Origin of the sequence: Enterobacter sp. Ag1, from assembly GCA_000277545.1 — a bacterium.
In the GTDB taxonomy this organism is placed as follows: domain Bacteria; phylum Pseudomonadota; class Gammaproteobacteria; order Enterobacterales; family Enterobacteriaceae; genus Cedecea.
Genome location: AKXM01000005.1, coordinates 44,292 through 58,281, shown reverse-complemented (window position 1 = coordinate 58,281; position 13,990 = coordinate 44,292). Strand labels below are relative to the sequence as shown.

The following is a 13,990-nucleotide window of genomic DNA, read 5'->3' as shown; positions in this document are numbered from 1 at the left end:
GGGCTTAGAAATTGTATTTCATACCAAACATCGCCGCAGCGTCGCTGTAGCCCGCATCCCCTATCTGCACGCCGACATTACCCCACAGATTCACCTGGGCGCTGATCTGCCCCTCGAGCCCAACTTTGGCTTCTGCAATATTGGTCGCGCCATTCTGGCCGATGCGAACCTCATCGAGGGTTGTTGCAAAACTGCGCGTGTTGTGCAGCCAGTTCAGCTCAACAAAGGGCTGGAACTCACGCTGCTTATGGCCATCGCGTGCGTGGTGGCTTTTGAGCCAGGTTTTAACCCCTAAGCGGGTCAGCACATTGCCGTCCCCCTCCTGACGGACGCGGGTGCCGTTCTCTTCCTGATGCTTGTCTGCGCGAACGCCCATCCAGACCGCCTGGGCGTGTGGCTGCACAAACCATTCGTTGACGGTACCCTGGCTGCCCCAAAACTGGCCCAGTTTCCAGGCGTAACCTGCTTCCAGCGAGGCGGTTATCCCATGCGACTTATAGGCTTCCGTCGCAAGGCTATCGCCCTTCACTTCGTTATTAAACCAGCCGTACTGAAGCCAGCTGTCCAGCCATGCGCCGGTGCGATCCTCTTCGTTAGCGTACCAGGTGCCGTAGCCGCCAATACTGTAGCCGTCCACCGTGCCTTTCGAACGATAGCCGCTGGATCTATTCTCCGTCGTGCTGCTGTTTTTCCCGTAACCCGCCATAACCCCAACATGCCAGCGGTCGGTGCCGTCCGTGCTCCAGCGAGCCACGTCGCCGCCCATCTGCGTCAGGTAACGGTTACTTTGTGTTTTTAGCTGCCCGCTGCCATCGCGCCAGACATTGTGGCCGCCAACCTGGCGTAGCCAAAGACTGGTCACCTCCCGCTGGCCGGTTAACGCATCAATAAATTGCGTCTCTCCGAGTCGGTCATGCAGGGTCATGATAAACAGGTTATTCGCTGCCGCGAGGTTAGCCGTATAGCTCCCGCCCTCAGGTCGAACGATAGGATCGACTTTCGGTTCGGGTGTAGGTGCAGGATCTGGCCCGGGTGTAGGTTCAGGATCTGGCTCGGGTGTAGGTTCGGGATCCACCGGGGTAAGCTGGCTGGTGAGATACCAGCTGTCGTTTTTCCGAACCAGATCGTAGTCGTAGGCTCCCGCAACAATACGGCCCGCCTTAACGAAGCTGCCTTGGGACGTTCCCTGCACATCAACCAGTTCGATGCCTTCCACGGTACTGGCCCCGTGTCCCCCCAAATTATTCACGCTAACGTGCGTTGTGCCGGGCAAGACGTCGCCCTGAACTATCAGCTTATTCGCCGGAGAATTATCGCCGCCAAGCACGCTGTTCATCACCATCTGCCCGCCATCACCGGCGTAATCGCCTGCTACGGTAAGCGAGTCAAAATTGTTCTCGTCGGTAAAAACGAGCGTGCCATTATTGGTCAGTTGCCCAACGACAGAGCGGTTATTGATATTCCAGCGGCTGCTCTCGTCGAGCATCAGCGAGGATGCATGGGTCACGGCTCCCGTCAGCACGGAGCCGGATGTCAGATTTACCGCCACGCTATTGGCCGGATCGTCCACCACAATGTCACCTTTCAGCGCGCTGCTGGCGGCATTAAATGTCACCTTGCTGTAGACGTTGTTGACGCCGCTGGCCCCGTCATCATAGTGCTGCACCGACATCAGTTGGCCGTTGCCACCGCTGATGTCGGAATCCTTGACGTTCAGCAGCAGTTCGGTCGCCGTAACGTCAATGGCCCGAGCCTGGGCAGCATTCAGCCCCACATTTTCCAGCGTCACGGTGTTACTGATTGCCGTTGACGATGAGCTGCCATTCACATAGAGGCCGCTCGCGTCCTCTCCTGTGGTAAAAATCGTGCTGTGCCTGACGTCAAGCTCTCCCCCCTGGCTCCAGAGGCCAAAACTTGTTTTTCCCGTGGTTTCGATCTGCACATGGTCCGCTTTGATTTGCGCATTGGGGTAGGCCAGCAGGCCCGGGGCAAGCTCGCCCGACGTCAAGATATGGCTATTTGTTAAGCTGCCTTGCCCACCGCGTGCGGTAAACATGCCCACGCTGCCTTTGCCCGAAGTGGTGACAGACAGGTTATCGCCGGTAATCAGGTATTCGCTGTACAAACCGTGGGCATTATCCCCCAACGTTTCAATGGTACTGCGGGTCATCCGGGCCTCACCCCGCTGGGCATTAACGGCAATAGCGTTATCCCCTTTTGTGGTGATTTTCGCGTTGTTCACTGCGACGGAGGAGTCCCTGGATGCCACCCAGACGGCATCGCTGTATGCGCCTTCGGTAGTGAAAGTGCCGCCTTCAATCGCAATTTTTGCGGCTAAATTCGCGTTAACCGCATAGCTGTGATCGCCCTCAGTACTGGCAGAGACGTTATTCAGCGTCAGCTCCCCGGCCATCACCCTGATAGCATCGCCGCCCCGTGTGGCGATCGCCCCATTGGATGCCTGCACCACCGACGTTCCCTGGTTTGCCGTCCAGTAACCGTCCAGTACCAGACCCAGCGCGTTGTCCTGCCCGGTAATGTTAAATTTATCTAATGTTCCAAGGCTGTCATTGGCAAAGTAAACCCCGCTGCCGCCCTTGCCGGTCACGTTGACCTGCAAATCCTGCACGTTGAATTCGCTATTATCTATCCATGCGCCTCCCCCATTCTTTCCGGAACTATTAAGAACCAATTGAGAGGCGGAGACGGTCGCATTATTTCGCGCCTGGACAATAAAATTGCCTGTAACCTCATTATTTAACGTCGTGTTGCTTAGGGTGCTATTACCGCCGTTGATAATAATCGTGTCATTATTGGCCGCCCACGCGGGCGAACAGCCAGCCGCAAGTACGCTTAAAATACACAGCCGTTGGGGCAGTAAGGGGTTTAATCTCCATTTGATGTATATTTTATACTTCATTTTCAATTCCTTTTAAGTTGATCATTGCCTCACAGGCAAAGGGTGTTTCTTTCATCACGTCCGCAGCGGGCAATAAATGATGCGAACCGATAAAATTCGGCTCTATTTGCCGCCCCCATTTTTCGGCTGGCGTTACGATAATGCGTGCTAATGGTTTTTCTTGAGCGATTAAGGATCCTTGAAATATCGGTGCTGTTGTACCCCCGACCAATCAGAATCATTACATTATTTTCAGTATCAGAGAGCTGTGCATATTTCTTTAGCCCCAGGCTCCAGTAGGCCTCTTCCTTGTTGATGAGCAGGTTATAATCCGAACGCGCAATCGCAAGTATCTTGCCGATCTTCATGGATATGTCGTTAAGCGTTTGGTTTCTGGTTAAAAATGGAACATGGACAATTATTTTTTCATTCTCCTTGTATCCGCCATCAAACGAAACTTCATTATTCCGTTGGTTATTAATTTGAATCGTTACTCTGTCATCCTGAAAGATAATGTTAGCGATGTCATAACTCATTTCTTCGGACGGTAATAAAAAACAGACCTCACCGAGGCTTTCATCAGCAAGTTGGTTAGTAATTAAGAGGCTCAGTCCCGATGTCTGGTAATAGTTAGAATCCAATAATAATATGTTCAACATACTTCACACCCATGTGTTGCGATTCCCATCCAAGTTGCAGCTACTCCAGGGCATACGAAATGCTTGTCAGAAAAGACAAAGTGAGCGAATAGAAACAACTTATGGTAAGTTAAGCCATTCAGACATAACCTATCCGGCCCCTGACGTAATGCCTTCCTTAAATATTTTCCTCCATACGAAGATGAGAAAGATTAAGCTAACATACTGTTAAAGATAGAAAAACAGCCTATGTGATTAAACCAACCAGAGATAGAGACTAATTTTAATGAGACACAAAAATTGGTGCAGGAGGATAAACGCCCCTCCTATTCTTAGATTAAGACTTTGTTGGAAGTCGGACTTAAGTTTACCCTCAACCCATAAAACGATCAAATATATCATTAACATGCGTTTTTTCAAAATTATCGTCTAGATAATAGGCTAAAATATAGTATTTTAAACTACAAACAATAAAAACAGCCGCGCACATTAATATAATGCGCAGCAATTTATTACACAGGAAGCATGGGGATTTAGCTAATGAGGATATTTTGAGATAAGTAGCCAGGAAAAAAGCCCGACCACATTTCTTAAAGATAAGAACACCCAGAAATGGGCATACCCCAAAGAGTAAATCTGTGATGCACTTATAGCAACTTCAAATCGACTTTTTCAGACTCAAAGTCATAACGCCCGCTCATGCACAAATCAACCGGCCTGGGCTGCCAGTATATGAGCCCGCGGATTTCGAACGGTATAACGGCATGCCGGGCTACACCCTCCTTATCCTGCAGTGAGCGGACGATAAGCGTCTCAGGAATAATTCTTGGCTCAAAGCGTAAAATAGTGTTACGAATCGTTTTTTCTATAACACTCCAATTCTTGTGATTTTCCTGGGTGCCTATCAAGGCCGGCACCCCATAATTGAGAACAGAAGCCATAATTAGCTTATGTTGCTGCTCATTTAGTCTATCTTCTATATTGGTATGATTAATAAGATCAACAATCTCCTTTTGAACCAGACTCCGCATCCCCTTTATGTCAATTAATCTCGCGCGATCGTGAGGACTTTTGGGTTCATCGTCCTGCAGGCGCTGTAGCAGCGTGGGAAGATATTGCTGCTTTCGTTCTGAGGGATTATTCGAAAACAATGTCGCCAACTTCCATTATTGAACGATCGCTAATATCGGTCACCAGCACTTTACGCCCGGTACCCGCCGAAAGATCTTCAGACAGCGTTATCCACTCTGTTTTCAGTCCCAGTTTTTTTTGCTGATCGTCCTGAGGTTCTACGGGGTAACGGGCAGGGATATACCCGTGGTATACCTCATCGGCAACCTTGATGGTTGCAGGCAGCCAAATCAGATCAAGCAAATCGCCAGGGGTGGAAACGCTGAGCGTTTGTATTGAGGCAAACGGCAGCCAACGATAGCCTCCTGCACAAATAAATTCGCAGACCGGCCCCAGGCGGCCATCGCTGTCGGCTATCCACTTGAATGCCGCCAGCGTGTCGCTTTGCCCTGCGCTTTCAGGCGCAAGCTCAAAAGCCTCATCGCGAGAAAGCGCCGCCAGTCGGGTCTGCCCCTGATAATGCTCGACGTTCGCCTGATGGAGCTTTTCCATCCATAACGGCATTTCTCCCTGCAGCGTCGCAGCCTGCCGCTCACCGGTTAAAACCTGCAAACGCTGCATTTCGCTGAAGACCAGATTTTTATACAGCTCTGTCTGCTTGTGCAGGGCATCGTCCAGCAGCGCCAGGGTTTGCAGCTGCAACAGCGCCTTGTCCCAGCTCCCCTCGACGCAGTAGAGCTTAAACAGCACTTCACGAGCTTTAAGATCCTGTGGATTCGTTTTAACCTGCGCCAGCACCTGCTCTAGCAGCGCATTCAATGACGCGTTTTTAAGCGCCTGGGTAAGTGAAGTGAAATCCTGCATCATGACAATTCCTTTAATTAGTAATAAGAGTCCAGACCCACTTTATTGAAGTCCTGAAATACCAGCTCAGGCACCGTATTTTTTCCTTTGGCCGCAATGTGCTCGGGCGACAGGGCAAGCAGCAAGTCGGTTTTTTCCTCCTCGCTAAAAATGTCATCCGCCGCTTCGCCGCGTTCCAGCTCTGGCCACACCTTCTCCATGAGAAAATCTTTAGCAACAATACATTCGGTCAGCGTCTTGCCTTTGATCTGCGCGTTGACATCATCAAATCGAAGATCCGTTTTGATGATGTAATCGGCATGCTGAGCCATTCCACCTGAATAGCCGCCATCCTGCTCGCGCCAGATGAGAAAACGCTTGTATTCAACCTCAAGCGTTTTCAGCACATCATTGCCCCTGGCCTGCGCGAGGATAACGTCATTGAAATAGCGTAAGTCGTTGATGTAATGCCCGCCGTTGGGCAGGATATCTTCAACCTCAGGCACCTTATCCGCAGACTGCCATGCACCGCCGGGGTAAATCAGCCGATAGAAAGTTTGCTCATCGACGTCAGTGCTGTCCTGGCTGACAAAGCCCAGTTTGAAGTGGCCTAGCTGCAGCTGGCTTTTATCGTTCAGCGGCTGGCTGCACCCATAGGCCACTTCGCAGCCATCAAGCAGGCACACATGGTGCAAGCAAAGGCTTAACATCACCGGTCTTGCCAGATGCCAGTAGAAGATGACGGCATCCTGCCCGGAATGGGCGTTATGGATGCCGAAACAGCCACTGGCTACATCAAACACGGCAGCCGTCTCGGCCGTCAGGTTTCTGGGCAGCGCGACAGGCGGGCGTGAAGCAGGCCATTCAAAGTGAATATTCACGGCTTAGCCTATGTAGACATCGCCGGAACCGGTGGCGACAACCGCGCCGCAGCCGGTCACGTCCCCCAGGCGTGCTGCCGGTAAACCGTTGATAAAGACCGACCCGGAGCCTGTCGCTACGGGGGCTGCCCCGTGCCCCAAAGCACAAGGCGCGACGCTCATACCAGCCATTGCCGCCGGCAATCCGTTGATATAAACATCACCCGATCCACTGCATAATGCTCCGCCATGCGCGGTCGCATCGCCTACTCGTCCTGCGTTTTGCATCGTTCGCACTCCTTAATAAAACAGTCAGGGCGGAGGCAAACAAACCACCGCCGTAATCATTTGAATGTTAAGGCTCTATTGTTTCACTTCCGGTCGGCGTCTCCGTTGGCGTTTCCGTCGGTGTCTCCGTTGGTGTCTCCGTTGGTGTCTCCGTTGGTGTCTCCGTTGGTGTCTCCGTTGGTGTCTCCGTTGGCGTCTCCGTCGGTGTCTCCGTTGGCGTTTCCGTTGGCGTTTCCGTTGGCGTCTCCGTCGGCGTCTCCGTCGGCGTCTCCGTCGGTGTCTCCGTTGGCGTTTCCGTCGGTGTCTCCGTTGGCGTTTCCGTTGGCGTCTCCGTCGGCGTTTCCGTCGGCGTTTCCGTCGGCGTTTCCGTCGGCGTTTCCGTCGGTGTCTCCGTCGGTGTCTCCGTTGGCGTCTCCGTCGGTGTCTCCGTCGGTGTCTCCGTCGGTGTTTCCGTCGGTGTTTCCGTCGGTGTTTCCGTTGGGGTTTCCGTCGGCGTCTCCGTTGGCGTTTCCGTCGGTGTTTCCGTCGGTGTTTCCGTCGGTGTTTCCGTTGGGGTTTCCGTTGGGGTTTCCGTTGGCGTTTCCGTCGGTGTCTCCGTTGGCGTTTCCGTCGGTGTCTCCGTCGGCGTTTCCGTCGGCGGTTGAGTTGGCGTTATCGTAGGCGGCGGCTCTGGCGTTGGCAGCGGTGGTAAAGGAATAACCACACCAAACAGAGCCGTAATAGCCGGCAGCCCCGGCAAACCAATCATACCGCCACCGCCGCCACCGCCACCGCCGCCTCCGCAGTTGTCACCGCAGTCGCCAGGGTTAATATCCACTTCGCCGCCCTGGATAATCACCTGGTCTGATCCGACGATTTTGATTTTCTTCGCGGAAATAACCAGCTCGCCCCCCGCGGAAAGCGTCATCGCCCCGCCGGCCACCATGGTGCTCGCGCCCCCCACGGCCAGGGAATGGTAACCGCCTACGTTGACCTGATGTGCGCCCCCAACGGAAAGCGAATGGTAGCCCCCAACGGCAGTCATAAATGCGCCGCCGACGTTGATGCCTTTTGCCCCTAAAACATTGTCGCTTTGGCTGCCGCCCACCTGGATTGCCAGCGCCGCACCGATAATGGCGCTGCTGTTCCCGATAACGTCAGACATGTAGTTGGCCCCGACAAAGAGGTTGCGCGACAGGCCAACATTCACGTTAGAGTTCATGCCTATGGTCTGGTCTTCGTTCTGTTTCGTCAGGCGACTCATGTTGCGTTCAGCCTGCTCCCAGTACTGCTCCAGCCCCGGCTTATCCTCAAAACGGATCCCGTTAAAGTTGCTGCGACCGCCGCCTACGGTCCGGCTAACCAGCCCGCTCTGGGTGGCGTTAACCGGGAGATCCCAGGGCGGCATGGTGACGTTGTTGTAGAGGCTGCCGGTGATAAGCGGCCTGTCAGGATCGCCATTGATAAAATCAACAATCACTTCGTGACCAATGCGGGGAATGTAAATCCCACCGAAATTGTTGCCGGCCCAGGCCTGGCTCACTCGCAGCCAGCAGGAGTCCGATTCACGGTTTTTGCCGTAGCGATCCCAAAGAAAACGGACTTTTACCCGGCCATATTCATCGGTCCAGATCTCTTCCCCCGGAGGGCCAACGACGATAGCCGTTTGTGGACCGCTGGTTTTTGGCCTCGCCACCGTCATCGGGTGACGATAAATCTTGGTCGTCGGCTGAACGGTAAAGTTACAGCTATAAAGGAATTCATCGTGCGACGAGAGCTGATCGATTTCCTCAACCAGCAAATGGCTACGCAGCACCATGTACTCACGGTTGGCCTTTTCAACGGGATAGTTAACAAGCTCAAAGTCGCAGCCGCAGACAATCCCACGAAGTTCACCGGAACCTTCACAGCGGGAGCCTAAGGCGCCACGCTCTTCCATGCGGACGCGCGCAAGCTGCTCCCCGATGCTCGGCTGTTCGTAATCTCCCGGCCAGTGGAAGATCTCCATCTGGTTGAAGCTGGTCTTCCGAGGTTTGCTGTCCAGCGCCATGATATCGGCGCGTGATTTGGTGAAGTCGTAGTCATTCGTTACCCATTTCCCGGAAGTAATGGTCTCCTGGAAATGGAACTGGCTGACGTATTCCTGATCCATTTTTGGACGGTCTGAAGCGTACTGAATAACGTGATAAGCCTCGCTGGAGAATCGCTTATGCGCGCCCACGTTATCCACGAGGATCAGCTTATGACTGCCCTCGCTATGCTCGAAGAACCAATAGATCCCCCACTCTTCCATCAGGCGTTCAATAAAATTGAAATCCGTCTCGCCATACTGGACCTGGAAATCGAGAAGCGGATAATTCCCTGCAAGGCGCTTCTCAAACGGGAAGTTATAGTCGCCCAGCACCTCATCGATAATGGTCACCACCGATTTTTGCTGGAAAATTTTAAAGTCAGCCGTCAGCTCAGCGAGGTGCAGCCAGGGGCGAATAATAACTTCATACAACGCCTGATAGCCGTCGCGGCCAACATAGCGGGCACGCTGAACCATGCCGGAAATTTCACGAATCTCCTGACCGACACCGTGAACGTCTCCCAACCCATTCCCGTCGAGTTCAATATGAACCGTCATCTCTTTACCAATCAGCGACTTCAGGTCGACATTAGAAGCTGACTGCCAGGGTATTTGGGGATTGGCTGGCGTTTTAGCGGTAATCACGTAGCTGTAGAGGGAGGAAAGTGACTCTTCCCCTTCCAGCTTCGAGATAACCAGCGCGGGTTCCCCAAGCAGCACAGGCATCGCCGGGCTGCTTAATCTAATAGTGCGTGACATGTAATCACCCGATGCGTTGTCAATAACTTAGAAGGATGCGTCGGGCGGTTTAGCCTCAGCGCGTCGTAAAGGGATCCTCTGAGAATCCACTATTTTTCTGTGCCGGCTTTGCCGCCAAATCCAGATACCCGCCTCCTGCTCAATACAGTCGGGCCAGTTCTTCCACGGCATAGCCTCAACACCATCACGGTTATGAATGCGATAATCTTCCTGTGACCCCTCCCTGAGTAACACCTGAGAATGATTTTTGAACTGCCAGGCTGGCGTCAGCACCAGCTTCTCCCAGAGCGGCGAATACGCTCGCCTCAGCGCTTTAACCCACTGCCACAGCGGGCGCCAGTTTTGCCCGGCCACGTCGCTATCGGGCACATTGTTTAAAATCCTTGATGCCCAAAAGGGCAGTGGACATTCATCCTGCAAATTTTTCTTCAGCCATGGCCAGGGCGCTTCGCCATAAATAATGACCAGCGAGGGAACGCCTCCTTTTCCAGGCCGCAGCATAAAAGCACCGCAATAAGCGTCGTGCCCTCGCGACGAAGGTGACGAAATAACAAACGACCACGGATAGTGCTCAGGTAAATAGTCGTCCGGTAATGAGGAGCCAATGCCCGGCAGAATCTGTTGGGTAATAATGGAGCGCACCTCTCGCTGCTTTTTCCCTCTTCTGCGAAACAGGCCAGCCCGCGACTCATCAACAAGTAAATACAGGCGTAGCAACATATTTTCCTCTGGCGAATGGTGGAGACGGCTATGCGTCTCCGGGGCAGCGAAACGCTTTTAAGAGATCCCGGACGGGGATGTCTTTATAGGTCAGGCCTGAAACCTGAATATTTGCCCGTCGCGAATCCAGCTTATAAACCAGCACCGTGTCATCACCTTCGCTGGCCACCATATCGTCGGCGCTGTCCATCCAGCGGAACAATGCCCACGGCCCGCTGAAGCTCAGGGACGAGGTGCCCGCCGTCACGCGCGGAGTCGCATTGATGCTGACCCTTGACGTCATGCGCGAGGCAGGCCAGACGAGAGAAACAGGGGCAACCGGCCAGTGGGCATAGCTCACCTGTTTGCCGTCAAAATTCATGTTCAGCTGCGTAATGGCCGGATCCAAATAAGGCACCGCAATGTCGAAGGTGAGGGAAAGTTTGCGCCCGCCTTCAGACTGGAAGAACGCGTCGCGAATCTCAGCGGCCTGCTCAAGCACCTCCAGAGTGTCTTCGTTGCCCTCGACGTCACCCTTAAAGCGCCACGGATGCGAAGAGGTATCCACCTTGTCCGCCAGGTTCTTTTTGAAGTACTCATCCACCAGGCCACCCGCGGCAAAGAAGCGTTCGAAATCAGACGGTTTTACGTCACGCTGGCTCCAGGCAAACGGGTAACGCCCCTGCAAAGTTGCGCGGCAAACGCGCCCCAGGTTTTCATCTATCCCTTCGCTGCTTTTGGCGATGGCTTCCTGGTTGGCCCGCGTCCATGCCCCGTCCAGCAGAGGGGCAATCACATTGGGTAACGGATCGGGCCAGGTTTGCGACTCTGCGCCAATTTTTCTGGCCGTGCCGGATAACGCCACGGCATTACCGTTCTTCAGCGCATCATCGTAAATAACGAACAGCGTGTACTGCTCGCTTAACGCGCCAAGCAGCTTGCTCAGCTCCGCCCCCGGCCCCGCGTTACGCTCTCCTTCAGCTGGTTCACGGCTGCCGGTCACAAACTCGCGTAGTGGAGAAAAGTGGTCATCCACCCGCTCCCGCAGCAGCTTTTTTTCCATCGCGGCATAGGCCAGGCTGACCTTAGCGGCGGCATTCAGGATCCGTCCTTTATTCGGGACGTTATCGAGCAGCGATTTATCCTCTTTCCCGACCAGCGTCGTTTCCCGCACCGCCCGGGTCACCAGGCTTGCCAGCGGAGAATCAGAGGCGCTCAGCGCCCGCAGCATATAAATATCTGCCGCCACTCCCGCGCTGCCGTAGCCCAGCGGCAGTACGTCCGTTTTGATACGAATATTGCTGAGAAAATCCTGCCAGTGCCGCGTGTACTCATCGAGATAGAGCGCCAGAACCTGCTGCTGTATGGGATTAACCAGCACGCCGTTGCCGGCCATTTTTACCTGCGGCTTTGCCTCCTGGCTGCCCTGCTCTTCCCCATTCCCGGACACCCAGGCATCCTCACGCTCCAGCCACATCAGGCCTGGATCCATTTTTTTTTTAAACACGTCGTAGTAACCCGAACGGGTAAATAGACCGGGAATGGCGATTTCAGCGTGTTCATCAATCACGGAGAAAAGCTCACCGCTGCGTGACTTCGCCATGTCACTGAGCGTTAAATCAGCAGGCGCATCCTGAGCGGCGGCGTCTTTGAGACGCTCATACAGCCGACTGGCCAGGTCCTGACGCTGCAGTATGGCGCGTGCATATTTCACCAGCCCGTCGTCAGCGGGCTGGCCATAGCGGCGCCACTCTGGAGAAGAAAGCAGATTTCTCAGATGGGAAACAAAGATCTGGCGCTCCTCGTAAGGCTGAAGCTTGCCGCGAGCCTCCCACAGGTTAGTGATGCTCTCCGTCAGAGACTGACGATCGAATTTGCCCTGTCCAAAAACCTGCAGATACAGCTTCAGTTGGTCATAGATACGTTCAGGTTTTCCGCCATCAACCGCTTCCTGTAACGCCAGCGTGGCCTGCTGTTCAATCTGCGGCAGCAGCAGACGCTGCAGGAAATACTGGTACAGCGAACCAGAGGCCTCAACCACATCCGTGCCGGTGTACAGGCCATAGCGCCAGTCGAGGGTCGGGTTAAAGACGTCGAGAGAGCCATACTCCGGCAGAGACTGCGCCAGCATTAAGGTACGCGGCAGCAAATTATCGTTTGCCGAACTGACGAATCGATTGACCTCGCCGCCCAAAACGGCAACCCGGGTCTTCACCTCGGCGAGGTATTCGCTGTTGTTCCCGTAGCTGTTGTAGAAGCCATTCAGCAGAATAAAGGCGATAACAACGCTAAGCGTGTGGCCCAGCAAACGCTGTAAACGGAACTTCGATTCATTCGCCAGGTTATGGCGCGCCAGGTCTTTGTCTTTAACGATCACGTCACTGAACAACTGCTTAAGGAAGTACTGACGCCCGTATGAAACGTCGCTTATCAGGAAGTCCCTGTCTTTTGGCTGCGCAATCAGGGTGGCCATCACCGGCGGCGTTTTATGCTCCACGTAGTTGAACCACTTGCGCATGATGCTTTGGTTATTCACCAGGCTAAAGTCGACCGGCTGATGGCTGCTACAGAAATAGATCCCGCGCAGCAGGGTATAGCTCTGCGACTCGTTGTAGCGGGAGGCAAAGAAGATGTTATGCACCACATCCGCCACCAGGCCGGAGAGCAAATGGAAGTCCTGCGGCAGGGCATACATTTTTTTGCGATCGCGGTTGTCGTACTCTTCCTGCTGACGAACGATCATGTCACGCTCGATCCTCTCTTCCAGCAGGGCCAGCTCGTCTCTGATTTGCCCGCTCAGCTCGGATACAGGCTCGGTGCGCGCCTCGCCGTAAGGGAAAGTCACGCCCCAGACCTGCTCACGCTCCTGCTCGGTCAGGATCCTGAAATACTCGGCAAAACCGGGAAGCTGATCGAGTTTGGTGACGAGGACATAAACCGGGAAACGCACGCCCAGCGTCTGGCGCAGATCCTCAATTCGGGCACGCAGGCTCGCCGCCAGCTCAAAAAGTTCGGCGGTGCTTCGCCCCAGGAGATCGGCGGCGGAAAAAGTAACGACGGCGCCATTCAGCGCTTTGACCGGCCTGTGTTTTTTTAACGCTTTGAGTATGGCCCGCCACTCACTAAGGCTTTGCTCAGGATCACTAACGTACTTGCCTGCGGTATCCACATAGATGGCGTCATTGGCGAACCAGCATTTGCAGTTACGCGTCTGCACGGCGGATTTGCCCACTTGATTAAGCTGCTCCGGCACCGGGAAGTTCTGTCCGGAAGCCAGAATCGCCGAAGTTTTCCCGGCATCATCAGTGCCGAGCACCATGTACCACGGCAGCAGATCGAGCGGCTTACGCGCTAAAATCACACGCTGGAAAAAAGAGAGCGTACTGCGATTTTTGTTCACATAGTCGACGGCGTTGCCAATGGCGGCAGCCGCTTCTGACGTATCATTTTCGACCGTAGACGTCTTGCCGCGGGTGAGTTTATCCAGCAGTTTTGGGTTGTCTTTCAGCGCCAGCAGCAGCAACCACAGGCCGTAAAGCAGCGCCAAAAACAGCATAACTGCAATGACCATCAGCCTGATGCTCACCGGCTCCAGCGGATGTTTTTCGCCCACCAGGAGGAACGGCCCCAGCACCCAGACCACCACGCAAAGTGCCGCAATCACCATGATGAAGACCGGCCAGCGTAGCCAGATCCCGGCGAGGCAAAATGCCGCCAGCAGGATAAAAATAATGCGTGACTCAACGCTAAGCAGCGGGCGCGACTCACCGAATCCAAAGAACGGCCCCAGGAACCATATAGCGGCAACCAATAGCCCGATACAGCACATAATCAGCAGCGTCTTCAAAAACCGCGCCGCGAAGACTCTATTCAAATAAGACAT

9 protein-coding genes are annotated in these 13,990 nt (G+C 54.0%); all 9 read right to left on the bottom strand.

What is annotated here, in order from left to right; all coding sequences use genetic code 11:
• Positions 1-4: 4 nt before the first annotated feature.
• Complete coding sequence (locus A936_RS23885) at positions 5-2,920, bottom strand: autotransporter outer membrane beta-barrel domain-containing protein (RefSeq protein ID WP_008454389.1); 2,916 nt, start codon at positions 2,918-2,920, stop codon at positions 5-7.
• 29 nt (positions 2,921-2,949) lie between these two features.
• Complete coding sequence (locus tag A936_RS02835; RefSeq protein WP_008454387.1) at positions 2,950-3,558, bottom strand: helix-turn-helix transcriptional regulator; 609 nt, start codon at positions 3,556-3,558, stop codon at positions 2,950-2,952.
• 626 nt (positions 3,559-4,184) lie between these two features.
• Complete coding sequence (locus tag A936_RS02830; RefSeq protein WP_008454385.1) at positions 4,185-4,688, bottom strand: type VI secretion system baseplate subunit TssE; 504 nt, start codon at positions 4,686-4,688, stop codon at positions 4,185-4,187.
• Positions 4,675-5,475: a type VI secretion system accessory protein TagJ gene (locus A936_RS02825; RefSeq protein ID WP_008454383.1), complete on the bottom strand. Its 801-nt coding sequence runs from the start codon at positions 5,473-5,475 to the stop codon at positions 4,675-4,677. The genes A936_RS02830 and A936_RS02825 overlap by 14 nt, the downstream gene beginning before the upstream one ends.
• 14 nt (positions 5,476-5,489) lie before the next feature.
• Positions 5,490-6,332 carry a TagK domain-containing protein gene (locus A936_RS02820; RefSeq protein ID WP_008454380.1) on the bottom strand — a complete coding sequence of 281 codons (843 nt, stop codon included), beginning with the start codon at positions 6,330-6,332 and terminating at the stop codon, positions 5,490-5,492.
• A gap of 3 nt (positions 6,333-6,335) precedes the next feature.
• Positions 6,336-6,599: a PAAR domain-containing protein gene (locus A936_RS02815; RefSeq protein ID WP_008454379.1), complete on the bottom strand. Its 264-nt coding sequence runs from the start codon at positions 6,597-6,599 to the stop codon at positions 6,336-6,338.
• Between the two features lie 67 nt (positions 6,600-6,666).
• Entirely contained in the window at positions 6,667-9,375 is a 2,709-nt protein-coding gene (locus tag A936_RS02810) for a type VI secretion system Vgr family protein (protein ID WP_008454377.1), read from the bottom strand.
• Between the two features lie 60 nt (positions 9,376-9,435).
• Complete coding sequence (locus tag A936_RS02805) at positions 9,436-10,128, bottom strand: hypothetical protein (RefSeq protein WP_008454376.1); 693 nt, start codon at positions 10,126-10,128, stop codon at positions 9,436-9,438.
• 28 nt (positions 10,129-10,156) lie between these two features.
• The gene (gene tssM, locus A936_RS02800) at positions 10,157-13,990 is read right to left on the bottom strand and encodes a type VI secretion system membrane subunit TssM (RefSeq protein ID WP_008454374.1); all 3,834 of its coding nucleotides are present in this window, start codon (positions 13,988-13,990) and stop codon (positions 10,157-10,159) included.

What these genes read in the sequence shown, in the direction of transcription:
- A936_RS23885 (WP_008454389.1), bottom strand. Translation starts at nt 2,920, where the DNA reads ATGAAGTATAAAATATACATCAAATGGAGATTAAACCCCTTACTGCCC.
- A936_RS02835 (WP_008454387.1), bottom strand. Translation starts at nt 3,558, where the DNA reads ATGTTGAACATATTATTATTGGATTCTAACTATTACCAGACATCGGGA.
- A936_RS02825 (WP_008454383.1), bottom strand. Translation starts at nt 5,475, where the DNA reads ATGATGCAGGATTTCACTTCACTTACCCAGGCGCTTAAAAACGCGTCA.
- A936_RS02815 (WP_008454379.1), bottom strand. Translation starts at nt 6,599, where the DNA reads ATGCAAAACGCAGGACGAGTAGGCGATGCGACCGCGCATGGCGGAGCA.
- A936_RS02810 (WP_008454377.1), bottom strand. Translation starts at nt 9,375, where the DNA reads ATGCCTGTGCTGCTTGGGGAACCCGCGCTGGTTATCTCGAAGCTGGAA.
- A936_RS02805 (WP_008454376.1), bottom strand. Translation starts at nt 10,128, where the DNA reads ATGTTGCTACGCCTGTATTTACTTGTTGATGAGTCGCGGGCTGGCCTG.
- tssM (WP_008454374.1), bottom strand. Translation starts at nt 13,990, where the DNA reads ATGTCTTATTTGAATAGAGTCTTCGCGGCGCGGTTTTTGAAGACGCTG.